Annotated in this window: 25 protein-coding genes and 1 other annotated feature; of the genes, 21 read left to right on the top strand and 4 right to left on the bottom strand. The window is 52.2% G+C overall.

The genetic code is table 11. The features are described from left to right. The first annotated feature begins 149 nt into the window (after positions 1-149). Positions 150-971 carry an SDR family NAD(P)-dependent oxidoreductase gene (locus tag ACTHPM_RS10760; protein WP_440395157.1) on the top strand — a complete coding sequence of 274 codons (822 nt, stop codon included), beginning with the start codon at positions 150-152 and terminating at the stop codon, positions 969-971. Between the two features lie 65 nt (positions 972-1,036). On the opposite strand, the gene ACTHPM_RS10755 is transcribed toward ACTHPM_RS10760, so the two are convergent. Both ACTHPM_RS10755 and ACTHPM_RS10750 read right to left on the bottom strand, forming a co-directional pair. Further along, positions 1,037-1,396, bottom strand: coding sequence for a LytTR family transcriptional regulator DNA-binding domain-containing protein (locus tag ACTHPM_RS10755; RefSeq protein WP_440395156.1), 360 nt, complete (start codon positions 1,394-1,396; stop codon positions 1,037-1,039). Between the two features lie 214 nt (positions 1,397-1,610). Then, positions 1,611-2,684 carry a M42 family metallopeptidase gene (locus tag ACTHPM_RS10750; protein WP_440395155.1) on the bottom strand — a complete coding sequence of 358 codons (1,074 nt, stop codon included), beginning with the start codon at positions 2,682-2,684 and terminating at the stop codon, positions 1,611-1,613. 434 nt (positions 2,685-3,118) lie between these two features. Here ACTHPM_RS10750 and spoVAC point away from each other — a divergent pair, with 434 nt between their 5' ends. The 16 genes from spoVAC (at position 3,119) to ACTHPM_RS10670 (ending at position 16,738) form a co-directional block, all read left to right on the top strand. Further along, positions 3,119-3,622: a stage V sporulation protein AC gene (spoVAC, locus tag ACTHPM_RS10745; protein WP_440395154.1), complete on the top strand. Its 504-nt coding sequence runs from the start codon at positions 3,119-3,121 to the stop codon at positions 3,620-3,622. Beyond that, positions 3,619-4,632, top strand: coding sequence for a stage V sporulation protein AD (spoVAD, locus tag ACTHPM_RS10740; protein ID WP_440395153.1), 1,014 nt, complete (start codon positions 3,619-3,621; stop codon positions 4,630-4,632). Before spoVAC ends, spoVAD begins: the two co-directional genes overlap by 4 nt. Before the next feature lie 2 nt (positions 4,633-4,634). Continuing rightward, positions 4,635-4,985, top strand: a complete 351-nt coding sequence (gene spoVAE / locus ACTHPM_RS10735; RefSeq protein ID WP_440395152.1) for a stage V sporulation protein AE — start codon at positions 4,635-4,637, stop codon at positions 4,983-4,985. A 245-nt stretch (positions 4,986-5,230) separates the two neighbouring features. Beyond that, on the top strand, positions 5,231-6,187 hold the full coding sequence (locus ACTHPM_RS10730; protein WP_440395151.1) for an AAA family ATPase: 957 nt from the start codon (positions 5,231-5,233) through the stop codon (positions 6,185-6,187). Positions 6,188-6,191: 4 nt separating this feature from the next. Further along, on the top strand, positions 6,192-7,439 hold the full coding sequence (locus tag ACTHPM_RS10725) for a DUF58 domain-containing protein (protein ID WP_440421530.1): 1,248 nt from the start codon (positions 6,192-6,194) through the stop codon (positions 7,437-7,439). A gap of 89 nt (positions 7,440-7,528) precedes the next feature. Next, positions 7,529-9,667, top strand: a complete 2,139-nt coding sequence (locus ACTHPM_RS10720) for a transglutaminase TgpA family protein (protein WP_440421528.1) — start codon at positions 7,529-7,531, stop codon at positions 9,665-9,667. A gap of 96 nt (positions 9,668-9,763) precedes the next feature. Beyond that, on the top strand, positions 9,764-10,291 hold the full coding sequence (locus ACTHPM_RS10715; protein WP_440395148.1) for a YqeG family HAD IIIA-type phosphatase: 528 nt from the start codon (positions 9,764-9,766) through the stop codon (positions 10,289-10,291). Next, positions 10,288-11,415 carry a ribosome biogenesis GTPase YqeH gene (gene yqeH / locus ACTHPM_RS10710; RefSeq protein WP_440395147.1) on the top strand — a complete coding sequence of 376 codons (1,128 nt, stop codon included), beginning with the start codon at positions 10,288-10,290 and terminating at the stop codon, positions 11,413-11,415. The genes ACTHPM_RS10715 and yqeH overlap by 4 nt, the downstream gene beginning before the upstream one ends. Before the next feature lie 28 nt (positions 11,416-11,443). Next, positions 11,444-12,310: a shikimate dehydrogenase gene (gene aroE, locus ACTHPM_RS10705; protein WP_440395146.1), complete on the top strand. Its 867-nt coding sequence runs from the start codon at positions 11,444-11,446 to the stop codon at positions 12,308-12,310. Positions 12,311-12,362: 52 nt separating this feature from the next. Next, positions 12,363-12,653, top strand: a complete 291-nt coding sequence (yhbY, locus tag ACTHPM_RS10700) for a ribosome assembly RNA-binding protein YhbY (RefSeq protein ID WP_440395145.1) — start codon at positions 12,363-12,365, stop codon at positions 12,651-12,653. A 15-nt stretch (positions 12,654-12,668) separates the two neighbouring features. Beyond that, positions 12,669-13,271, top strand: coding sequence for a nicotinate-nucleotide adenylyltransferase (gene nadD / locus ACTHPM_RS10695; protein ID WP_440395144.1), 603 nt, complete (start codon positions 12,669-12,671; stop codon positions 13,269-13,271). Next, positions 13,243-13,821, top strand: coding sequence for a bis(5'-nucleosyl)-tetraphosphatase (symmetrical) YqeK (yqeK, locus tag ACTHPM_RS10690; RefSeq protein WP_440395143.1), 579 nt, complete (start codon positions 13,243-13,245; stop codon positions 13,819-13,821). The genes nadD and yqeK overlap by 29 nt, the downstream gene beginning before the upstream one ends. Beyond that, positions 13,818-14,165 (top strand): ribosome silencing factor, encoded by a 348-nt coding sequence (rsfS, locus tag ACTHPM_RS10685; RefSeq protein WP_440395142.1) that lies wholly within the window; start codon positions 13,818-13,820, stop codon positions 14,163-14,165. Before yqeK ends, rsfS begins: the two co-directional genes overlap by 4 nt. Then, on the top strand, positions 14,162-15,067 hold the full coding sequence (locus tag ACTHPM_RS10680; protein ID WP_440395141.1) for a CvfB family protein: 906 nt from the start codon (positions 14,162-14,164) through the stop codon (positions 15,065-15,067). The genes rsfS and ACTHPM_RS10680 overlap by 4 nt, the downstream gene beginning before the upstream one ends. A 31-nt stretch (positions 15,068-15,098) precedes the next feature. Further along, entirely contained in the window at positions 15,099-15,869 is a 771-nt protein-coding gene (locus ACTHPM_RS10675) for a class I SAM-dependent DNA methyltransferase (RefSeq protein WP_440395140.1), read from the top strand. Positions 15,870-16,009: 140 nt separating this feature from the next. Continuing rightward, the gene (locus ACTHPM_RS10670; RefSeq protein ID WP_440395139.1) at positions 16,010-16,738 is read left to right on the top strand and encodes a 3-ketoacyl-ACP reductase; all 729 of its coding nucleotides are present in this window, start codon (positions 16,010-16,012) and stop codon (positions 16,736-16,738) included. Between the two features lie 101 nt (positions 16,739-16,839). Here the strand turns inward: ACTHPM_RS10670 and ACTHPM_RS10665 are convergent, their stop codons facing one another. Further along, entirely contained in the window at positions 16,840-16,998 is a 159-nt protein-coding gene (locus ACTHPM_RS10665) for an asparagine synthase (RefSeq protein WP_440395138.1), read from the bottom strand. A 417-nt stretch (positions 16,999-17,415) separates the two neighbouring features. Between ACTHPM_RS10665 and ACTHPM_RS10660 the strand changes: the two genes are divergently transcribed. Together ACTHPM_RS10660 and leuS are read left to right on the top strand one after the other, a co-directional pair. Further along, positions 17,416-19,029 (top strand): extracellular solute-binding protein, encoded by a 1,614-nt coding sequence (locus tag ACTHPM_RS10660; RefSeq protein WP_440395137.1) that lies wholly within the window; start codon positions 17,416-17,418, stop codon positions 19,027-19,029. A 217-nt stretch (positions 19,030-19,246) separates the two neighbouring features. After that, positions 19,247-19,484: a binding site (T-box leader), on the top strand. A 109-nt stretch (positions 19,485-19,593) separates the two neighbouring features. Further along, complete coding sequence (leuS, locus tag ACTHPM_RS10655) at positions 19,594-22,041, top strand: leucine--tRNA ligase (protein WP_440395136.1); 2,448 nt, start codon at positions 19,594-19,596, stop codon at positions 22,039-22,041. Between the two features lie 85 nt (positions 22,042-22,126). Here the strand turns inward: leuS and comER are convergent, their stop codons facing one another. Beyond that, positions 22,127-22,957 carry a late competence protein ComER gene (comER, locus tag ACTHPM_RS10650; protein ID WP_440395135.1) on the bottom strand — a complete coding sequence of 277 codons (831 nt, stop codon included), beginning with the start codon at positions 22,955-22,957 and terminating at the stop codon, positions 22,127-22,129. 254 nt (positions 22,958-23,211) lie between these two features. On the opposite strand from comER, the gene ACTHPM_RS10645 reads away from it, so the two are divergent. Continuing rightward, positions 23,212-23,787, top strand: a complete 576-nt coding sequence (locus tag ACTHPM_RS10645; RefSeq protein ID WP_440395134.1) for a ComEA family DNA-binding protein — start codon at positions 23,212-23,214, stop codon at positions 23,785-23,787. A 54-nt stretch (positions 23,788-23,841) separates the two neighbouring features. After that, positions 23,842-24,360, top strand: coding sequence for a deoxycytidylate deaminase (locus ACTHPM_RS10640; protein ID WP_440395133.1), 519 nt, complete (start codon positions 23,842-23,844; stop codon positions 24,358-24,360). The last annotated feature ends 31 nt before the right edge of the window (positions 24,361-24,391 follow it).

Below are 24,391 nucleotides of genomic sequence, written 5' to 3'. Positions count from 1 at the left end.
TAATTCGAAATCAGCAGATTTGACATTTTCTTCTTTATAAGGTTTTATCAGTATCATACATCCTTTGTAAACGCTACGTTTATCTGCAATGAAAAGAGGTGATGCCCCTGCATTCGGATATATCTCAAGCTCGAAAAAGGAGGATGAATATGGTCAATCCATTACAAGAGAACGTAAAGCCCAAAACCGCCCTTATTACGGGAGGAAGCCGCGGCATCGGGCGCGGGATCGCTCTGGCGCTTGCAGAAGCCGGTTATGGAATCATGATTACTCATTACAAGGACGATGCGGAGGCAGAACGGACCGCGGAAGAGATCGCTCTTGCATCGGGCAGGGTTTGCATCGTCCGTGAAGGTGATCTGCGAGTCGCCGAGGAAGCACAGCGTACCATCACAGAAGCGGTTCAGGCCATGGGGCACATCGACGTGCTTGTGAATAATGCCGGCATCGGCATGTATGCTTCGATCACCGAGCTGCCGATCCATCATTTGGATGATACGATGCAGCTGAATTTCCGTGCTCCGATGCTGCTGATGAAAGAGGCTTCCAAGCATATGATCGAGGCGGGACGCGGAGGAAATATCATTAACATCGTTTCTACCCATGCCGAGCGTGCATACCCGGGCGATGCAGTATATGGAGGGCTCAAGGCGGCTCTCAAAAGGGCAACGGAATCGGTTGCTTTGGACTTGTCGCCTTACGGTATACGGGTGAACTGTATTGCTCCCGGAGGGATTCTGGTACGGGAACGCGAGCCGATTCACGACCATGTGGGCTCCACGATTCCGCTTGGAAGGATCGGCGTCCCGGAGGATATCGGACAAGCCGCGTTATGGCTTGTTTCCGAGCATGCCTCCTATATTACAGGAATTACGATCCGGATCGATGGAGGCTTGATTCTGCCGGGGATGCCGGAAGATGGCGAATCGTCCTGGGGATACCGCAAAGTAAGGCCGTACAGCGTAAATTAATTCTCCGCATAACAAAAAGCGGCAGGCCGTCCGTAACCGGGCAGCTGCCGCTTATTTGCTTAGGCTTAGATCAATTGCTCCGGAGAGAGAGAACCGGTCTGGTGGGACATACGCCGTTTGATTTGTTCCAGGGTCCGCTTGGAAACCGTTATGGTACGAGGATAGGCGAAGTCATCGCGAAAATGCAGGGTATTGCCGTCGATATTTGTAATTTTGTTCACATTGACGTATAGATTGGAAGCTGCACGGACGAAATTCGGAAGGGATTTCATCGAGGTTTGCTCTGCGGCGGATAATCTTTTTTTAATAATGTAGTTCCTGCCGTGGAAAATAACCTGCTCCTGACTTCCCGTCTTGAAGAAAAAAGCATCGGTGACCGGATCAAAATTCTGATACTCGTTCATCACCTTATCGGTTTGGTTCATCTTTCAAAAGCCCCCTTTAGAAGATGATTGCTGTTAGCGCTTTCATTCTATCACATTTTTACTTAATATATAATGTTTTTTTGTGAATTTTATTAATTTTTTTGTGGGCTTGGACAAAAATCCTTCAAAATCACCTTTTCTTAAATAAAAAACCTGCCTGCTTTCCCGTTGAAGCCGGGGGAGCAGGCAGGTTTTATGATGTAGCAAACGAAAATCACGCGTTTTCGAGAATTGTGTTCAGCGTGGTCCGGTCCAGACCCTTAACGAGCTTGATTAAAAGCTCTTTTGCTGCATCATAATCATCGGTATGGATGATCGAAGAGGAGGTATGGATATACCGCGAGCAGATTCCGATGACGGTTGACGGAACGCCGATTCCGCTCAAATGAACCTGGCCTGCATCGGTTCCGCCCTGCGATACGAAGTACTGGTATTTAATTTGATGCGTATCGGCGGTATCCTGTACGTACTCGACGAGACCGCGATGCGTCAGCATCGACGGGTCGAAAATGCGAAGCAGTACGCCTTGGCCGATATGGCCGAAGGAGCTCTTGTCCCCCGTCATGTCATTCGCCGCACTGGCATCCAGCGCGAAGAAGATGTCGGGCTGAATCAGGTTCGCAGATGTCCGTGCGCCCCGAAGGCCCAGTTCTTCCTGCACGGTTGCGCCGCAGTATAAGGTGTTAGGAAGCTTTTCTTTATGGAGGGCTTCCAGCAGTTCTACTGCAAGGCCGACGCCATAACGGTTATCCCATGCCTTGGCCATGATTTTCTTCGGATTTGCGAGCGGAGTAAAGTCGCAAATCGGTACGATTTGCTGTCCCGGACGGATGCCGAAAGCTTCAGCTTCTTCGCGGTTGTCCGCGCCGACATCGATATACATGGCTTTGATATCGACCGGTTTGTTGCGCTGCGACTCATCCAGCAGATGCGTTGGAATGGAGCCCACAACGCCGATTACCGGCCCGTTCGGCGTCATGATTTTCAGACGCTGCGCAAGCACAGCCTGGCTCCACCATCCGCCTAGAGGCTGGAACCGAATCATGCCGGCTTCGGATATTCCCGTCACCATGAAGCCTACCTCATCAAAGTGTCCCGCTACCATCACCTTCGGTCCCTGCTCGTCGCCGCGGAGCACGCCAAACAGGCTGCCGAGACGATCTTGGACGAATTCGTCCGTATATGGGGTAATCATTTCTTTTACGTAAGCGCGAAGCTCCTTCTCAAATCCGGAAGCCGCGGGGAATTCGGTCAGCTTGCGGAACATGTCCATCGTTTTTTGATCCATGCCATCCATGTCTCCTTTATTTCTTTTCTTATATCTTATGTAATTTCACAATCTATAGTATGAACTCCGGAAGAGGGAATGTCCATGTTGCTCCGGTGAAGCACCAACCCATGGTTCAGGAATAAGATACAGTAGATGTACGCCCTGATTAGGTGCAGAAGGGAGCATCCACATGGAGTTCATGCCCGTGAGCAAAGAGATCATTCTGGTCTTCGTGCTGTTGCTGTTGCTAGTTATTGTCCTGCTTTGCTTATTTTGAATGAATGACGGATGCCGGATGCAGGATGCAGGCATCGTGCCGTTCCGAAGACAGCTGCCATGGCGAGATTGTGGCGGCTGTTTGCTGCGCGGCCAAGACGAAAGCCTCAAGTAATACATAACAATCTTCAGGTTGACAAATAATGAAAAGGAATGATGAAGAGGAGGTGCTTTCATTGCCTGCAAACACGAAAAATAAAGGGACCAAATTCAGTCTGGATACGCTCAGCCAAGAGGATTACAAAAGCATTGCGCAGAAGCATGAACCCAAACGTAGCACGTTCAAAAACTGTGTGCTCGCTTTTCTGATTGGAGGAGGCATTTGCCTTGTCGGACAGGCCATTCAGCAGGGCTTTATGTCATTGTTCGATATGTCCGTTAAGGAAGCGGCCAGTCCGACGGTAGCGGTCCTGATTATTATTTCCATCATCCTCACCTGCTTAGGGGTGTATGACAAAATCGCACAGGTTGCCGGAGCAGGGACGGCTGTTCCCGTCACGGGCTTTGCCAACTCGATGTGCTCCGCCGCCCTTGAGCATAAATCGGAAGGTTACGTGCTCGGGGTGGGTGCGAATATGTTTAAGCTCGCAGGTTCCGTCATCGTGTTCGGCACGGTCGCTGCCTTTTTCGTCGGTCTGGTGTACGCGATCCTGGGCATTCAGGGAGTGCATCATCCATGAAGCTGACGGGCCAGACCTGGGAATTCACCTCGAAGCCAGCTCTGCTTGCGGGTGCCGCGGTCGTAGGGCCGGAAGAAGGCCAGGGTCCGCTATCGGGCGATTTTGATTATATCTACGATAACATCGAAATCAATGAGAAAACATGGGAGAAGGCAGAACGAAAGCTCCTGGAGCAAGCCTCGCAGCTGGCCATCGTGAAGGCCGATCTGACCAAAGAACAAATTCAGTTCATGGTGGGCGGGGATCTCCTCAACCAGATCATCAGCAGCACATTTGCTGCAAGAAAGCTGGGTGCGCCATACTTGGGCGTGTTCGGCGCTTGCTCTACATCGATGGAGAGCCTCGCGCTTGCGGCGCTCCTGGTGGATACAGGGGCTGCGGATCGTGTGCTCGCCGGAACGGCAAGCCATAACTGCACAGCCGAGAAACAGTTCCGATATCCGACGGAGTACGGATCCCAAAAGCCTCCGACCGCCCAGTACACGGTAACGGGCTCCGGCTGCGGTATCGTCGGCAGGGGCGGAAGCGGTCCTGTAGTAGCCAGGGCAACGATCGGCAGGGTCATGGATTTGGGAATCAAGGACCCTTTCAACATGGGAGCTGCCATGGCGCCGGCAGCTGCAGATACCATTGAAGCCCACTTCCGGGACACGGGGCTCGCACCCGGATATTATGACTTGATTGTTACCGGCGATCTCGCGTCCGTCGGTCACCCGATCGCGAACGAACTGCTGCAGAAGGCGGGAATCGATATGGACGAAACCGAGTTTAACGATTGCGGACTTCTCATCTATGACATGCGGAAACAGGCATACGTGATGGCCGGTGGAAGCGGCTGCGGCTGTTCGGCCGTCGTCACGTACGGTCATCTGCTCAAAAGGCTTATGAACAAAGAAATTAAAAAAGTGCTCGTCGTGGCAACCGGGGCCTTGCTATCTCCCATCTCTTACCAGCAGGGTGAAAGCATCCCGTGTATCGCACATGCGGTGGCACTGGAAATGGAGGATTAGGCATGCAATTTTTATGGGCTTTTGTCATCGGCGGATTAATTTGCGTCATCGGGCAAATCATGATGGATTTGTTCAAGCTGACCCCCGCTCATACGATGAGCACACTTGTGGTGGCCGGTGCCGTTGCGGACGGATTCGGGCTTTATGATCCTTTGGTCAAATTCGCGGGTGCCGGGGCGTCTGTGCCGATTACCAGCTTTGGCAGTTCTCTCGTGCACGGGGCTTTATCGGAGCTGCAGCGGGACGGCTGGATCGGAATCGTAACCGGCATATTCGAGGTCACGAGTGCGGGAATTTCCGCGGCGATTATCTTCTCGTTCTTGGCTGCTTTGCTGGTTCGCCCCAAGGGGTAACCCACCGCTAGTACGGACTCTTATCAAGGCACCCTGTATCCACGCGGAGCAGGGTGCCTTTGCTATGTTTATAGAAGGTATGTCGGCGTATACGAGTAAATTAGGAGGCCTTCACAATGTACTTTAGGTGAATATATCATGTACAATGTAAGATATATGCTTCTTATCTCAGGATTTAACAGAATTCATTACGCAATCCATTTTTTCGTTTCATCAAATAGCATGATATAAGGAGGCATGAATAGATGCCCGTAAGCAGCGAATCCCTGCAAACCATTGCAGCCGTAAGATCCAATCTTGAATCCTGCATTTTAGGCAAATCCTTCGAAATCCAGCTTTTGCTTACTGCTCTCCTGGCAGAAGGGCATATTCTGATTGAAGATGTACCGGGAACCGGCAAAACGCAGATGATCAAGGCTTTGGCGAGATCGATGAGCGGAGATTACCGCCGCGTCCAGTGTAATCCGGATATTTTGCCGAGCGACATCACCGGCGTTTCCGTATTTCACCCGCGCGAAGAACGGTTCTTTTTCCGCCCAGGTCCCGTCATGACCAACATACTACTTGCAGATGAAATCAACCGTGCAACGACGAAAACGCAATCGGCGCTGCTTGAGGTCATGGAGGAACGGAATGTGACGGTAGATGGAGAGACCTATGAGCTTCCTAAGCCGTTCATGCTTTGCGCTACCCAGAACCCGATCGACTTTGAAGGAACGTACATGCTTCCGGAAGCGCAGTTGGACCGTTTTATGATGAAGATCAGTATGGGATATCCCGATGCAGATACCGAAAGAAGCCTGCTGCAGCAGCACGCGCAGGGGCAACCCGTTGACAAATTGACGCCTGTAACACATATGGAACAGATTGCAGAGATGCAGAAGGAGATCCGGCAGGTGTTCATCGGTGACGCGGTCACGGATTATTTGCTGAAAATCGTCCGCATGAGCCGTCAGCATCCTTCCGTTCTTCTCGGCGCCAGTCCGCGAGCATCGCTGTCCCTGATGATGGCGAGCAAAGCGTACGCTTTTATTCAGCAGCGAGATTTTGTCCTGCCGGACGACATCAAGGTGCTTGCTCCTTATGTGCTCTCGCATCGGATTATCCTGCGGCCCGAATCGCGTCTCGATAACGTCAGTGCGGAATCCGTCGTCAAAAATATTCTGCAGCAGGTGCATGTGCCTGTCGCCTTGGAGCGATAAGGTTATGATGGCGCTGCCGAAAACAATCGGATCCATGGCGCGGAACCTCCGCTTTTGGATCGTGCTTGCCGTATGGGCTGCCAGCCTGCTGTTCGTCCTGTTTCAAGGCGGCAAAACCTCGATGATGCTGCTTGTCATGATCAGCGTTCTGGTTGTTTACCTCATTGCCGGAGGCCTTGGCGGCATTCGCCGCGTCAACGGCCACCGCAGTCTTTCCGCGGAGCAGGAGCAGGGAGAAACGCTGCATGCAGGAGAACAGGTGAAGGTAAGCCTGAAATTCGCGGTTCCCGGCTTCCTGCCTATGCCCTATGTCATCATCCGTGAGGTGATGAAGCGGCATAACGGAGAAACCTGGTCGTTCGAGGAGAGCGTCATTCCGGATTTCCGCGGCGGCGGCCAGCTGATGTTCCAGACGCCGCCGCTTGAGCGCGGACGGTATTTTTTTACCGAAACGGAATGCGTGACGGAGGATATATTCGGACTCATGGAGCATAAAGGCTCTTTTCATGTTCCGGGTCAGTTCCGGGTATTCCCCCGGACCGTAACCATTTCCGGATGGAAAATGATGAACCGGAATTCAAGGTTTGCCGGACCTCAGAGCGCGGTGGCATCCCGACGGGAGACGACCCAAATCAATGGCGTAAGGGACTATGTATACGGAGACCGTATATCCCGGATTCATTGGAACGCGACGGCAAGAACCGGATCCTGGAAGTCCAAAGAATTCGAGTATGATTCCGTACCCAAAATCATGGTCGTCCTGGACGCCCTTTCTTCACATTATGAAACGGACGGCCAATTCGAGCTTGCGGTCTCGACTGCAGCTTCGCTCATTCATTTCGCCTCACGTGAACGGCTGTGCATGGGGCTGGCAACGGCAGGCGAGCAGTTCAAAATGTTTGCTCCGAGCGAAACGTACAGCGACCGCCAGCGGATGATGCATCACCTGGTGGACGTTGCAGCCGACGGGGACGGAAATCTGCTGCAAAAGCTCGAAAAGGGGGGGAGATTCATTCCTTCCGGATCGATGTTCGTACTTATTAGTCCCCAAAGCGGCGGCAAAGCGCTTGAAGTGCTGCGCTGGGCGGATACCCGCGGCTATACCCCTTCCCATATTTTGCTTACCGCCTCCGAGAGTGAGAATATGAACAAGCAAAATTGGGTTTCCATGCTCAAGGCTCGGGGAATTTTCGGATGTGCGGTTTCGAATCTGCATGATCTTCCGGCTGTGCTGGGAGGTGGCTCTGCATGAGAACGTGGATATTAAATGTAAGGAACTCGCTCTTTTATTCCCTTTCTTTATTATGGATTTGGATCATGGGGATTCAGTGGATTTCGTTTATGGACTACACCTGGTATGAAGAAACCACATCGATTGTTCTGATCAGCATGACGGTCGTTATCCTTGTGGAAATGCTGCTGCCTGTCAAAAGGGCGTACCGGCTCGTTTTGGAAGGGGCTGTCATTCTATATGTGATTCACCGGGAGCTTGTGAAATACTGGGTGTATATGCCTTCCGGAACGCTCGCGAATCGGATTCAGCAGTATATCGAGCATCTGTCTCCCTACATATGGATTGCTGGGGGAGCCTGGTTTCTGCTGTTACTCAGTTCGCTACTCGTGACGACGAAACGAAGAATCATCGTCTTTTCAGGACTTCATGTCATCGCATTTTCCATTCTGGATTCCTTTACGGCAAGCACGCTGTGGCCGGAAGTGGCCTGGACGATGTTTGCAGCCATGTGCTGGCTGGTCAGCGAGCACTTCCGCCGCTTTCAGGCACGCTTCCCTTCCGGTTGGCGGCATTTGCGTAAAGTTCCGCTGAAGATTTTCGTCCATGCTGCGGTTTTGTTCTCGGTGATGTTCATCGCCGGGGTCAGTATGCCGACGGTACCTCCGACGCTGACGGACCCTTATACGGCTTGGGTGGGTGGTTCTACCGTAGAGTCTGCGAACGGCCTGGATGTAAGCGGAGAAGTCACTTCTGCCGAAGGTGTGAGCACGTCTGGCTACAGCCGGAACGACAACAATCTCGGCGGCGGGTTTAATTTCGATTATACGCCGGTCATGTCGGTCAAATCCGGGAAGCGGAATTATTGGCGCGGGGAGACAAGACAAGTCTATTCGGGAACGGGATGGAGCGAAGCCCGCGGCGGCAGCAAATATGACAATGTGAGCGTCGGTTCCTCGCTTGATCGCGGCGATGCCCCAACCGGTGAGACGGAGAAGCTTGAACAAACCATTACGATGCTGAACGATCAAGTGTATCCGGTTCTCTTTGGAGCCTTCCGCGTGTCCGAGATCAAAGAGCTGGACAATGCCGATGCGGGCCGGATCTACTGGGAAAGTGACCAGTCAGCGCTGCATTGGGATACCGATGCCAAGAAGCCTCAATATCCCAAAACGTACACCGTGATCTCGGAAGTGCCTGTCGTTCCTGAAGACGAGATTCGAACCAAGACGTTCAAGGATCTGTACGGCGGCGGTAAGCTGGATGACGCGTACCTTCAGATCCCCAAAGGCTTCCCCGTCAGGACGCGCAAGCTGGCCGAGCAGGTGGCTTCTTCAGCGGAAACCCCGTATGAAAAAGTGGGATTGCTGCAAAACTACTTAGTAAACAACTTCAAATATACCAATCAGCCTGACCTCTCCAAAAAGACAAGCGGCGATTTCGTCGACAGCTTCTTGTTTGACATTAAGGAAGGGTACTGCGACTACTTTTCGAGCTCCATGGTGATGATGGCCCGTTCGCTCGGGATACCGGCACGCTGGGTCAAAGGCTATGCCCCGGGACAGCAGCAGTTTGATACGGATGGTGTCCTGCAAAGGAACGGCCAGAATCCGGCTGACTCCGATAGCTATACCATAACCAATGCGGATGCCCACTCCTGGGCTGAGGTTTATTTCGGGGATTACGGCTGGGTGCCTGTTGAAGCCACACCGGGATTCAATATGCCCCTGCTGACCCATCAGGAGGACAGCAAGCCTGTAACGGCGCCTGTCGTGGAAGAGGAAGAGAAGCCGAAAGTGGAGCAGGAAAAGGCTGCTGTCGGAACAGGTTCGGCGAGCACTGGCCTGCCTGCTTGGGCAATTGTCTGGATTACGGCTCTGATTCTTATCCTCTTGGCCGGATATATCCTTTGGCTGATGCGGATCAGGGTACGTTTCCTGCTGGTCGGCATTCGTAAAGGTTCTAAGTTGTCCGCAGACCAGAAGGTCATCATCATGACCGAGCGCTGGGTCGGCAGACTGAAGCGCAAGGGAATACGCCGGAGCTCCAATGAAACACTCCGTGAATCGGTTATCCGGTGGGAAAAAGAGATGCCGGCCTTGTCGAATTCCCTTGGGCAGCTCTTAACCCTATTCGAGAAAGCCAGATACAGTCCATCCTCCGTGTCGGAAGCTGAATGGAGAAGCGTATACAACCACAGCCGGGAGCTAAAAGCGGCTTTGAAAAAGGCGGAGGATTCGGCAGCATAACCGTGAATTACGCCCAGCGGCCCCGCGGGCGTTTTCTTTTTACTAACCACGGAGATTATGGTATAGTTTGTCCTATGAAACTGAGGTGACAACAACTTGTTCGAAATGCTAATCCCTAAATTAAGGGTGAATACGGTATTTGATATCGACCTGGAAGACCTGTACGCCAAAGGGTACCGGGGAATCATCACGGATCTGGACAATACCCTGGTCGGAGCGAAAGCGCCCCTGGCGACACCGGAGCTGATCACTTGGTTTGAGCAGGTGAAGAAGCTCGGGTTCAAGCTTGTGATCGTATCGAACAACCGCATGGACCGCGTCGCGTCGTTTGCCACGCCGCTGGATATCCAGTTCGTGCATCAAGCGCGCAAGCCGCGGAATGCGCCTTTCCGCAAAGCCATGGGCATGATGGGACTGAGCGATAAAGAGACCATCGTGGTCGGCGATCAAATGATGACCGATGTGTACGGCGGCAATCGCATGGGACTTTTTACGGTGCTGGTGCTTCCAATTTCCATTGCGGACGAAGGATGGACAACAAGGATTAATCGCCGTTTGGAAAAAATTGCGCTGACGCGCTTGCGTAAAAAAGGACTATGGCTTGAGGAGGAAAAACATCGATGAAAGACCCGTTTGAAGGACAAAGCGTCAAAAAATGCAGCGGCTGCGGCATCGAGCTGCAGGCGCTGAATCCCGATTTGCCGGGCTATATTCCGGAGAAGTCGCTTGGCAGGGAGCCGGTCATTTGCCAGCGCTGCTTCCGTATCAAAAACTATAACGAGGCTTCTTCCGTTACGGTGGATCAGGACGAGTTCCTGAAGCTTCTAAGCCAAATCGGAGGGAAAAATGCACTCGTCATTCATATTGTCGATCTGTTCGACTTCGAGGGCAGTCTGATTTCGGGGCTTCAACGCTTTGTCGGCAACAACCCCGTCATTCTCGCCGTCAACAAGATCGACCTGCTTCCAAAAGTGACGAATTGGAACAAAATCATCAACTGGGTACAAAAGCAATGCAAAGAACAAGGCCTCAAAACCGAGGAAATCATTCTGTGCAGCGCCAAAAAAAATCAGGGATTCGACCGTCTTCTGGAGGCGGTATCCGAATACCGCGGCGACCGCGATGTATATGTGGTGGGTGCTACTAACGTAGGCAAGTCCACGCTGATTAACAGGTTGATCCGTGACTACAGCGATCTGGAGCAGGAACTCACCGTATCCCGCTATCCCGGTACGACGCTCGATATGGTCAGTATTCCGCTGGACGACGGACGCCATATCATCGACACGCCGGGGATCGTGTACCCTTGGCGTTACAGCGAGCTCGTGAACCGCAAGGATCTGGGGGCGATCATGCCGGAAAATCCGCTGAAACCGATGGTGTATCAGCTGAATGAAGGACAAACCCTATTTTTCGGCGGCATGGCACGCTTTGACTTCATTCAGGGAGCTCGCCAATCCTTCACCTGCTTTTTGAGCGGCCGGATGAATATCCACCGGACCAAGCTGGAAAAGGCGGACGCTTTGTATCAGGAGCATGCGGGAGAACTGCTTGCACCGCCTGACAAGGAACACCTCGGTGAACTTCCCGAGTGGACAAGGCATGAAATCCGCGTTCCCAAAGGCGCCAAAATGGATCTGTTCATTTCGGGTCTGGGCTGGATCAAGGTGAACGGCGATCAGGGTGCATTGACGGCTATCCATGCGCCTAAAGGCGTCAAAGTATTAGCCCGGCCTTCCCTGATTTAATCGATAAATAGGGAGGCAGGTTGAACCCATGATTACAAATTCACAGTTGCTTCAGAAGACCGGAGCGCTTCTTTTAGGCGTTATCGGCGATCCCATAGCCCATTCCAAGTCGCCTGTCATGCACCAGGCTGCACTCGCAGCACTGGGGCTGCCAGGTTCTTATGTTCCCATGCACGTCAAGCAGGAGCAGATCGCTGAAGCTGTTGCCGGCTTCAAGGCCCTTGGTTTCAGGGGGATCAACGTGACGATTCCGCACAAGCTGGAGGTCATTCCTCATCTGGACCATCTGGATGAGACTGCTTTGCGGATCGGGGCCGTAAACACCATTGTGAACGACGGCGGGGTGCTGACCGGATACAATACCGATGGAATCGGTTATGTCCGGTCGCTGAAGGAAGAAGCGGTTCCCGATCTCAAAGGGAAGAAGATTCTGGTACTCGGTGCAGGCGGCGCGGCGCGCGGGATTGTTTACGCATTGTCGCTTGAAGGTCCGGACCGGATCTATATTGCCAACCGCACGGCGGACAAGGCGGAGGCATTGGCTTGCGAGTGGAGGGACTTGGCTGACATTCGGGGCCTATCCATGACGGAACTCCCCGCTTATATCCGGGAAATCGATATTGTGATTAACACGACGTCCGTCGGGATGCATCCGAATATATCGGAAACGCCCATGGATGTCAGTTTGATATCGGAGCGCATGGTGGTCAGCGATCTGATCTACAATCCGCTTCAAACCAAGCTGCTCGCAGAAAGCGGGAGAAAAGGCTGCAAGATTCATGGCGGCCTTGGCATGTTTGTGAACCAGGGCGCGTATGCGCTGGAATACTGGACGGGACTGCCTGCGCCTGTGGAAGCGATGAGAGCTGCCGTGCTGCAAAGCATGTCCAGCTAGTTTCTTGCTTGGAGAATGAAAACAGATGAATATTAAGGAGTTATGATTAAACATGCTAACGGGTAAGCAAAAGCGCTATCTGCGATCGCTCGCACATCATTTGGATCCCATCTTTCAAGTAGGAAAGGGCGGAACGAATGAACAACTGATCAAACACATCAACGAAGCGATCGAGAAGAGAGAACTCATGAAGATCAGCGTGCTGAACAACTGCCTTGACGATAAAAACGAAATTGCCGAAGAGCTGGCCGACAAAACGGATGCGGAGCTGGTCCAGGTCATCGGAAGTACAATTGTTCTTTACAAGGAATCCAGAGACAACAAAAAAATCGAATTGCCATAAGCAGGAGGGTTCACCATGAAGGTAGGCATCATGGGCGGTACCTTTGATCCGATCCACATCGGCCATCTGCTGGCAGCCGAAGCCGCGAGGGATTCGTTCGGGCTGGACCAGGTATGGTTCATGCCCAGCCATATTCCGCCCCACAAGGAACAGGCCGGAGCCTCCGGCGAGGACCGTCTCGGGATGGTGGCTGAAGCGATCTCGGATCATCCCTGTTTCCGCACACTCGATATCGAAATCAGAAGGGGCGGCGTTTCCTACACGATCGATACTGTGAAGGATATCCGCAGCTCCTTTGAAGGAATAGATTTTCATTTCATCATCGGCGCAGATATGGTCAACTATCTTCCCAAATGGGAAGGGATTGAAGAATTGGTTGATCTGATGAGCTTTATCGGCGTCGGGCGGCCGGGCTCCACCTTGGATTTGAACGTGCTGCCCTCTTATTTGAAGGGTAAGGTTCTGCTGGCCGATATGCCGCAGGTTGACATTTCATCTACAGAAATCAGGGAAAGGCTGGCCACCGGTCATTCAATCCGCTATATGGTAACGGACAGTGTCTACGACTATATCAGAAGGAGAGGATTATATGGCATTCAGCCGAGAAGAACTGATTAAATCCGTTTCGGAGCAAATGCCGGCCATGCGCTGGCAGCATACGCAGGGCGTGATGGAATCCGCCGTTAAGCTGGCCGAGCGGTACGGGGCAGACCCCGAGAAAGCGGAGAAAGCGGCTATCCTGCACGATGTCGCCAAATACTGGCCCGTCAAGCAGATGGAAGCGGTCATCCGCGAGAACGATTTATCCAAGGATTTATTATTTTACGATAAAGCGCTATGGCATGCCGAAGTCGGAGCTTTTGTCGCGAAACGCGATTACGGCGTGGAAGATCCGGAAGTGCTTGATGCCATCAAGTACCATACGTCCGGGCGGATCGGCATGACCCTTATGGATAAGGTGGTTTGCCTTGCGGATTACATTGAACCCGGAAGAGATTTTCCGGGCGTGAATAATATTCGCGAACTGGCCAACCATAGCCTTGAAGCAGGGCTGATCGCAGGTTTGGATTCCACCATTACCCTGCTCGTATCGCGCCGACAGATCATTTATCCGCTGACGGTATTTGCCCGCAATGACCTTATTAAACAGTTGGAGGCGAATTCATGACCCTTACATCAGAGCAATTGTTAAACCTGGCAGTGGAAGCTGCAGAAGATAAAAAAGCCATGAACGTGGTGGCATTGGATTTAAAAGGCGTTTCGCTGATTTCGGATTATTTCGTCATCTGCCACGGTAACTCAGACGTACAGGTTCAGTCCATTGCGACGGAAATCCGCAAACGCGTGCATGAAGCAGGCTCGGAAATCCGCGGCATCGAAGGCATGAACTCGGCGCGCTGGGTTCTTATTGATCTCGGGGACGTCATCGTCCATGTGTTCCACCGCGATGAGCGCGATTATTACAATATCGAGCGCTTGTGGTCGGATGCCAAGGTCGTGGAGAACGTATGAGTCTGGTCGCAGGAACGATACAAACCTATGAAGTGATGCGCGAAGTATCGCCTTATGGATATTTTCTGGATGCCGATGGAGAGGACGTTCTCCTGCACTATACGGAATTGACTCGTGAAATCAAGCCTGGGGACCAGGTCGAGGTATTTATTTTTTACGATACGGAAGACCGGCTGGCAGCCACGATGAAGAAGCCTTACCTTACTCTTGGAGAAATGGCGAAGCTGGTCGTGGCTGACGTGCATCCGCGGCTCGGATGTTTCCTCGAAATGGGCCTTGGCCGTCAGCTGCTGCTGCCGGTCCGCGAGCTTCCGGAACTGAAGGAACTCCGTCCGCAGGTCGGAGACTCGGTATTCGTCATCATGGAGCATGACAAACAGGGGCGTCTCCGCGCGAAGCTTGCAGGAGAGCAGGAATTGTCCCGCCATGCCTTCAGTGCACCATCCTCATGGCTTAACCAATGGTTCAAGGCTACGGTGTACAGACCCCTGCAGATGGGTACCTTCGTCATCGTGGACGGCGGAGTCGTCGGACTCGGCGTGATTGGCATGATCCATTCTTCGGAGCGCCTAAACTTGTTGCGCTTGGGTGAAGAAGTGGAGGTCCGCGTCAGCCATATCCGTGAAGACGGACGCGTCAACCTTTCCATGGCCCAGCGCAAGGAAGTTGGCAGGGATTTGGATTCCGAACGGATTCTGACCTTTTTGAAGGAGCGTCCGACAGGCGGCATGCCTTATTCGGATGCTACGCCTCCGGATATTATCAAACAGCGGTTTGGTATAAGCAAATCGGCCTTCAAACGGGCTTTAGGTAAGCTGATGAAGGAAGGACTTATCACTCAGAAGGAAAATTGGACGTATCTTGTGAAGCCGGATTCAGAGGGGCAGATCGAGCAAAAGTAAGCGGAAAGCGAACAGAAAGCGCGGTGTCATCATGTCTTCATACCGAAAATTTGCATATGTCTACGATGAATTGATGGAGGATATGCCTTATCCGGACTGGCTGAGATTTGCGCGCCAAGCCTGGGAGAAGCATGGAAGCATGCCGAGAAGCGTGGTCGAGCTTGGCTGCGGTACGGGCAGCATCACGATTCCGCTCGTCAATTCAGGCTTTGAAGTGACGGGCATCGATCTGTCCGCGGACATGTTGTCCGTGGCAAGACGGAAAATGGAGAGCACGCCGCAGGGCAGCAGGCTGTATCGCGAAGGTTCGATCCGTTGGGTGCAGCAGGACATGCGCGAATGGGAAATACCGGAACCGGTGGATTCCGTCATCTCCTTCTGCGATTGCTTCAGTTACCTGCTGGAGGAGAGGGACGTCATCTCGGCCTTCGCCCATACCTACAAGGGGCTTAAGCCCGGAGGAATCTTCTTATTTGATGTGCATCACCCTAACACGATCATCCGTTACGATGAGGAGCAGCCCTTTGTATGGGACGATCGATCGGTCTCTTACATATGGACCTGCGAATTGGACGCTCCGCGCTGTGAAATCGAGCATCATTTGAGCATTTTCGCGAGAGAGGAACAAAGTGATCTGTACCGCCGCTTTGAAGAGACGCATGTCCAGCGGGCTTATGATCCGGAGTGGATGAAAACCGAGCTGGTCAAGGCTGGCTTCCGCGACGTGAAATGTTATGCTGATTTTGAGTGGGTAGAGGCTGGGGATGACGCCCAGAGGCTTTTCTACATGGCTGTGAAATAGCCTGCACGGCTAGAACCGGGGTTAATCGAGTTTACGGATGGGAAACCTAAAGCCCCGGGACACAGCTGCCCGGGGCTTTTTGCCCCGGCAATGATGGGTAATAACCAATGAAACTATCAGGAGAAGGGATGGGAAATGAAATGAAACTCACAAGCTTAAAAGGTAAAACCGCTATCGTTACGGGGGCCGGAAAAGGCATCGGACTTGCCATTGCAACTGCCCTGGCACAAGAAGGTGTAGATCTTGGCCTTATGGCGAGAACCGCCTCGGATCTCGAAGCGCTGCGCGATTCCTTGACCAAGGAATACGGGATCTCGGTTTACACGGCAACTGCGGACGTTTCCTCGCGCAAGGAAGTGGATGAGGCTGTATCGAAGCTGGGCGAGCAGCTGGGCAGCATCGATATTCTGATTAACAACGCGGGAATGGCATCCTTTGGAACGGTAGAAGATATGGAGCCCGAACTATGGGAACGCATCATTCAGGTGAATCTGATGGGGACGTATTACGTATCCCGTGCCGTGCTGCCGACCATGCTGGAACAAAACAGCGGCAATATCATTAACATCTCCTCAACGGCTGGGGAGAAAGGTTTCGCGACGGGTTCCGCCTACTGTGCATCGAAGTTCGGCATTATGGGGCTGACAGAATCGCTCCTTCAGGAGGTTCGCAAGAAGAATATCCGTGTGATTGCCTTGACGCCAAGCACGGTCAATACCGACCTGGCCCGCGACAACAATTTAAGCATCGGTGACGAAGACCGGATGATGCAGCCGGAGGACGTAGCCGAACTCGCACTGGCGTCTCTGAAGCTCCCAGCCCGTGTGTTTGTGAAATCCGCAGGAATCTGGACCACAAATCCGCAGTAAGGCGACTCCATAGACGTAAAATATAAAAGCTGGCTGCCGGAATGGGATTCCGTGCAAGCCAGCTTTTTACGCTTTTTGGAGCGACCTATCCAAGCCTCGTCCTACCGGTGTTCGATCAAATCGATCGTTCCGAGTACGACATGAGCCAGACCGAATCCTAAAATTCCCGTGGCGGCAAGTTTGTACTTGCTGCTGAGCAGCGCGGCACCGGAAGCAGATACTACGGTTCCAAGAACGGCAGGAATCAATCCTTCACGCATACGAACACTCCTCCTGGTTCAATGAAGTTTGGACAGACAAAAGTTATTCTGGTTTTTGCAGGACGAAATTATGCATTTGGTAGGGTTATTTTGCGCTTTTTTACACCGGTGTGTATTCTATCCGGAAGCATAATTGACATACCGGGATATTCTTGAAATCAGGTTAAACGGTATAAGAATGCGGATATTACAGTGGAATCGGCACTCATATTTAACATATCAAAAATAACATATTTACGTTATGGGTTCGTGTCCATAGACTTTTTGTAAACGCTATCATTTAACCCAGGTCCCAGCGGAGCAACCCGGGCTTTCCACAACAGAGCTCCTGCGGATGGCGTTGAATTGATTTCAAAGGGAGGGAAGCTACATCCAGGCTCACGCCGGCTCACAATGATAAAAAGGAGGAATCATCTAATGACAAAATTGTTAAAACCATGGGCCATGGTCCTCTGCCTGTCCGTGTTCGCCTCTCTCTTGGCGGCCTGCGGTTCCAAATCCCAAGAAGCCAGCGAGGGCGGCCAAGCGGCCAAATCGGCGGAAAGCGTCCGTAAAGAAGGCTTTCCGATCGTTGACAAGCCGATAACGCTGTCCGTGTTTGCGCCAGATGTAGGCAGCGCGAAATGGGATACGATGCAGGTATTCAAAGATATGGAGACGCTGTCCAACATCAAGCTGACCTTCCAGACGGTACCCGTGGACAGTTTCGATACGAAGAAGAACCTGATCTTTGCGAGCGGCGATCTGCCGGATATCTTCTATGCAGCGAGCTTGACCCCAGCCGAGCAGGTTACCTACGGCAGCCAGGGGACGCTCGTTCCGCTTGAGAAGCTGATCGATGAGTATGCGCCTAACATTAAAAAACTGCTGGATGAGAATCCGGAGGTCAGAAAGTCCATCACGACTCCGGACGGACATATTTATGCCCTGCCTTATGTTGATAAAGGGGCAGTTTGGTATAAAAGCCCTTTGTATTACAATGGAAGTTTCCTCAATAAGCTGGGAGTAACCAAGCTTCCGGAAACGCCGGATGAGCTGTATGATTACCTGAAACGGGTGAAAAATGAGGATCCGAACGGCAATGGCAAGGCGGATGAAATCCCGCTGACATCGACCAAGCTGAAGGATATTCGCGTTCAGATGCTCGGATTCTGGGGCATTTATGATGAGGTGTATTATGCCGACAAGCAGGGCAAAGTGCATTATACGCCGCAGGAGGACGGCTACAAAGAGTATCTTACTTTCCTGAACCGGCTATGGACGGATCAACTGCTCGATCATGAAACCTTCTCCCAAACCGATGAACAGAAAAAGGCCAAGGGGAAAAATAATCAGGTAGCCCTGTTTAATGATTGGCTTCCGTATTTTATGCTGGGCGGGGAACCGAATGCCGATAACCCTGTCATGGCGCCGCTGAAAACGGGCTTCCCGGATTCCCCGGTTGCAGCAAAGTCTTCAGGCATTTCGAAGAATGGCACCTTTGCCATCTCCGGCACGAATCCGGCTCCGGAAGCCACGATGCGCTGGGTCGATTATCAATATGATTACGAAGGATCCACGTTGTTCAACCAAGGGCCGGAGAATCTGCTGTGGAAGTATAAGGACAAAGAAAATCATGTGAAGGAATGGCTGCCAGTTCCCGGTGGAGGCGACCGTGAGAACTATCGCGGAAAAATAACGCCGAACTATGGAATCACGACGCCTGGCGTCAGCCTGCCGGAAGTGTCGAAGGGTCTGAGAAGCGATATTGACGAATGGGTCGACAAGGAAAACAAGGAAAAAATCATCCCTTATGCCAAAGTGCCGTATCCGAACGTATTCCTGACAGAAGCGGAACAGACCGAGGTGACGTCGCTTCTATCCGATCTGAACAATTATGTTGAACAGATGGAAGCAAAATTCGTTACGGGCCAGGAGCCGCTGTCAGGTTGGGACAAATACAAGGCTCAAGTAAAGAAGATGGGCAGCGACCGCATCGTGGAAATCTACCAGGCTGCGTATGATCGCTGGGATCAACAAGGGAACAATTAATTAAGTCTCCCTTGACATTGGGGGCATGCCTGAAGGAAGCGGATCAAGAAAGGGAGAAAAGTGTGATTCGCCAAAGAATGCCATGGTGGAGGCGGCACCTATGCAAGAAGCAAATTACGTTGACTAAGGGCCAAATTTTATATATAATATGGTTCAATGTTTCATCTGTATAAAATGAACTAAAGGTTAACGTTCAATTTATCTAACTCAATTGCAAATGAAAGCGATGATGAGGGGTATTAGTTTCAGGGATGTCATTCAGAGAGCCGGCGGTGGGTGCAAGCCGGTTGACGATTTGAGATGAACTCGCCTCGGAGTAATGATGTGAAGCGCGGAGACTTTCGTGCGAAGGATCATCGGCTCACCCGCGTTATAGGGTGCAAAGTGAGCGGGAATAAAGCATACTTTCCGCTAACTAGGGTGGTACCACGGGAATTAGACCTCTCGTCCCTAGCGATGATACGCTATGGATGAAGAGGTTTTTTTGTTTGGAAAAAGATTGCTAAAGCAGGGTCGCTCGGATATGAAAGGGCGGCATTGGACTGCACAGGAGGCTGGTAGAGCATGAGTGAAAATCAACATCAGGTTCAGGGGCAGGGGTATCATCCCCAGTCCATCGAGCCAAAGTGGCAAAAGTATTGGGATGAGCATCACACTTTCAAAACCGGAGAAGAGGCGGGCAAGCCGAAATTTTATGCGCTTGACATGTTCCCGTATCCATCCGGAGCAGGCCTGCATGTAGGGCATCCGGAAGGCTATACGGCTACCGATATCGTGTCCCGTTACAAAAGAATGCAAGGCTACAATGTGCTCCATCCGATGGGGTGGGATGCGTTCGGTCTGCCTGCAGAGCAGCATGCCATGGATAAGGGCGAGCACCCGCGTGAAATTACGCTCAAGAACATCAACACGTTCCGGCGTCAGATCAAATCCCTCGGTTTCTCGTACGACTGGGAACGGGAGATCAGCACGACCGATCCGGAGTACTATAAATGGACGCAGTGGATTTTCATCCAACTGTACAAACGCGGTCTTGCATATGTAGCCGAAGTGCCGGTGAACTGGTGTGAGGCACTGGGTACTGTACTTGCCAATGAAGAAGTTATCGACGGCAAGAGCGAGCGCGGCGGACACCCGGTTGTCCGCAAGCCGATGCGTCAATGGATCCTAAAAATTACGGAATACGCGGACCGGCTGCTCGAGGATCTGGATGATCTGGACTGGAGCGAGAGCCTGAAGGACATGCAGCGCAACTGGATCGGCAAATCCAAAGGAGCTGAAGTCAACTTTGACATCGTGGGTCACGAAGGTCAATTGACCGTGTTCACGACCCGGCCTGACACTTTGTTCGGCGCCAGCTACTGCGTACTTGCTCCTGAGCACGATCTGGTAGAATCGATTACGGCTCCGGAACAAAAAGAAGCAGTCAAAGCTTACCAGGATCAAGCGGCTCGCAAGAGCGACCTGGAGCGTACCGATCTGGCCAAGGACAAAACGGGCGTATTTACAGGTGCGTATGCCGTGAACCCCGTTAATGGCGCAAAGCTGCCGATCTGGATTGCGGATTACGTGCTTGCCGGATATGGAACCAGTGCGATCATGGCGGTACCAGGCCATGACACGCGTGACTGGGAGTTCGCGAAGCAGTTCGGTCTGGAAATCATTGAAGTCGTTAAAGGCGGAAATGTTCAGGAAGAAGCGTACAGCGGAGAAGGCGAACATGTTAATTCAGGCTTCCTGGACGGCATGGGCACCGAAGAAGCGATCGCCAAAATGATCACATGGCTCGAAGAAAGCGGCAAGGGACAAGGCAAAACAACCTACCGCCTTCGCGACTGGCTGTTCAGCCGCCAGCGCTATTGGGGCGAGCCGATTCCGATTCTGCATCTGGAAGACGGCACGATGAAGACCGTGCCGGAAGATCAGCTTCCGCTGCTGCTGCCGGATGTGGATCAAATCAAGCCGTCAGGAACCGGAGAATCGCCGCTTGCGAACGTCACTGACTGGGTAGAAACGGTCGATCCCGAGACGGGCATGAAGGCTCGCCGCGAAACCAATACAATGCCTCAATGGGCGGGCAGCTGCTGGTACTACCTGCGATACATCGATCCGCATAATACCGATGAGCTGTGCTCCAAAGAGAAGCAGGAGGCATGGCTGCCTGTAGACTTGTATATTGGCGGGGCTGAGCACGCGGTGCTTCACCTGCTGTATGCACGGTTCTGGCATAAATTCCTCTACGACCTGGGTGTTGTTACCACCAAGGAGCCGTTCCAGAAGCTGATTAACCAAGGGATGATTCTCGGCACGAACAACGAGAAGATGAGTAAATCCCGCGGCAACGTCATCAATCCGGACGAAATCGTCGAGAACTATGGTGCGGATACACTCCGCATTTATGAAATGTTCATGGGTCCGCTGGAAGCGACGAAGCCATGGAACGAGAACGGCGTGGAAGGCGCGCATCGCTTCCTTTCCCGCGTATGGCGCCTTGTGGTGAACGAGGACGGCAGCCTGAATCCGAAAATTACGGATAACGAAGGCAGCGACGAGTTCAAACGCGTATGGCATAAAACGATCAAGAAAGTCACGGAAGACATGGACCATCTGCGCTTCAATACGGCGATCAGCCAGCTGATGATCTTCATCAACGATGCCTATAAGGCCGATTCGATTCCTCGCAAAGCGATCGAAGACTTTACGCAGCTGCTGTCTCCGTTTGCACCGCATATCGCCGAAGAACTGTGGGAGCGTCTCGGCCATCAGGAAAGCATCACGTATGCTTCCTGGCCTGCTTTTGATGAAGCTTGGACCGTAGATTCCGAAGTTGAAATCGTAATTCAGGTGAACGGTAAAATCGTACAGCGCGCGAAAATTGCCAAGGACATGAGCCAGCAAGCCATGCAGGATTACAGCATGTCCCAGGAAGGCGTCCAACAGGCGATTGCCGGCAAAACCGTACGTAAAGTCATTGCGGTTCCGGGCAAGCTGGTGAATATTGTAGCCAACTAAATCATGTTTAGGATCGAAAAGCATTCAATCCCCGTACAATTCATTTTGTACGGGGATTTTTGTTGGAATCCGGGCGATGCAGCAGCTAGGCGTCAGAATCCTCGAAAGCCTCGTCGCATTTGCTCAAATCCTCTTCATATTTGGCATGCGTGGTAGAGATCAGCTGCTCGAACACACCGCCCAGACTTTGCTTCAAAAGGGCGAGCGCTTCAGCGGTAATACCGCCGGGTACCGCAACCCTTTCCTGCAGCTCATGCGGTTTAAACCCGCCTTCGGTAAGCAGTCTTCCGGTTCCAAGGAGCATCTCGCCTGCCAGCTCTGTCAGCTCGTCACGGCGAATCCCTGTCATATCCACGGCTGCTTCGATCCACTGATCGAGGAAAAAGCTGATAAACGCCGGACCGCAGCTGGAAAAATCAGAGGTAATCCGCACATGGGATTCGCTGATTTCTAGCGGCCGGCTGATGTTGGCAAGAAGATTTTCCACAAGCAGCCTGTCTTTCTCGGTGATGCGGCTGCCATACATGCACAAGGAAGCCCCGCTCCAGGTCAAATGCGTGATGCTGGGAATAATCTTGGCGATTTTGCTGGGCAAGCAGCTCTCGAGATGACGGATTTGAACCGGACTGGTAATGGATATAACAATTTGTTCGGTTCGCAAATCACTTCCGATTTCGTGGATCAACGCTTTATACTGAAGCGGTTTTACGCATAGAAATAGAACATCGCTATTTTTCACGGTTTCCGTGTTGCTGCTGCATACGTTCAGCCCGGGATGACGCTGAGCCAACAAATGCACCTTTGCCGGCGTACGGCTGCTGGCGAAGACTTGCTCGGGCATGAGCGCACCGGAAGCGATGAAGGCATCAAGCAACATGCTTCCCATACTGCCGGTTCCGATGAATCCTACCTTCATATAGATTTCCTCCTTTCATGCTTTGCGGTAACGGCGCAATCCTTCTCCTAAATGTATGCACATGAGCCTGCATCTCATGACGGTTTTTCGGGGGAAGTGTCATCGCCGGGTGAATTAATTTTCTGTAGAATGCTTTTTTTCTGAAGCGGAATCAGGTCATAAAGTCGTGCTGGAAACGCTGTGACCCAATAGTCATAGAGCCTGGAATAGGCGTGAAAATGGTAGGTCAACTCAAAGAAAATGAGGTGCATGATATGAAACGATGGACGGCCGGCATTAGCGTATGCTGCGCTCTATTAGGAACTGCTGCGATTTTATTGTCAGGTATGAAGCCAAACGGCGGGATTGAGGCATGGCAGCCGCTGAATGCCCGTATTGCGAGTACCCTGGATGCGGGACAACAGCCTGTGAAGGCCCAAAAAGCGTCCGACCAGACTGCTGTAAAGGAAAAATCAGAAAAATCGGATCATGCTCAAGCGGAGACGGGAAAGCCTGAATCCTCTATTTCCAAAGCCCCTGCGGCGGCAGAGGAAACGGCAACGTTGCCTGCCAAGCCGCAGCCGACGGCTGCCGGCCATGTGCAGCCCGATGCGGCAGCTGGGAACACGGCAGACGCTCCTTCTGCCGGAACATCCGCCGGCAAAATCAATGTCAACTCGGCATCGGCTTCCGAACTCACCAACATCCCCGGGATCGGCGCCAAAAAAGCGCAAGCGATCATCGATTACAGGAACCAGCACGGCCCTTTTCAGAAGGTGGCGGATTTGGACAAGGTAAAAGGAATCGGTGCCAAAATGCTGGAGAAAATGAAGCCCTACGTAGAGCTTTAGCCCGGAGATGTGCTACAATATCTACAATGATTCTATGAAAATCGGGTGATAAACGTGAACGATGCAACAAGGAAAGATTGGGATACGTACTTTATGGATATTGCTTACATGGTTTCGACGCGTTCCCGCTGCCCCCGCAGACATGTGGGAGCGGTGCTGGTTCAAGGCAAAAAGCTGCTCGGGACCGCCTACAACGGCGCGCCGATGGGTTTGCCTGACTGCTCCGAAGCCGGATGCATGATTGCGGAAGAGATTGAAATGGTGGAACATGACGGCAAGCAGGAGATGGTCAAGAAACAGCGCTGCGTGCGGACGATTCACGCCGAACAAAATTTGCTGCTCTTCACCGACCGCATTGACCGTGAAGGCAGCTCGGTATATGTTACGGACGAGCCCTGCTGGACTTGTGCCAACATGCTGGCCAACAGCGGGGTTACGGAAATTGTATTTCACCGCCCCTATCCGAAGGATACGGATAAGGTGACGGAAATGATGAAGCAAAAGGGTATCGTCTTCCGCGGACTGTCATCATATGAGCCTCCGCGCGAGACGATGATGACCGTTTCCAATTAACGCCGAATCAGAATTTCGACCGGGGAAGGAC

It is taken from the genome of Paenibacillus sp. SAFN-054 (assembly GCF_051966755.1).
In the GTDB taxonomy this organism is placed as follows: Bacteria; Bacillota; Bacilli; order Paenibacillales; family Paenibacillaceae; genus Paenibacillus_AQ.
The sequence above is the reverse complement of the archived record's forward strand: the minus strand, read 5'-3'. Positions and strand labels throughout refer to the sequence as shown.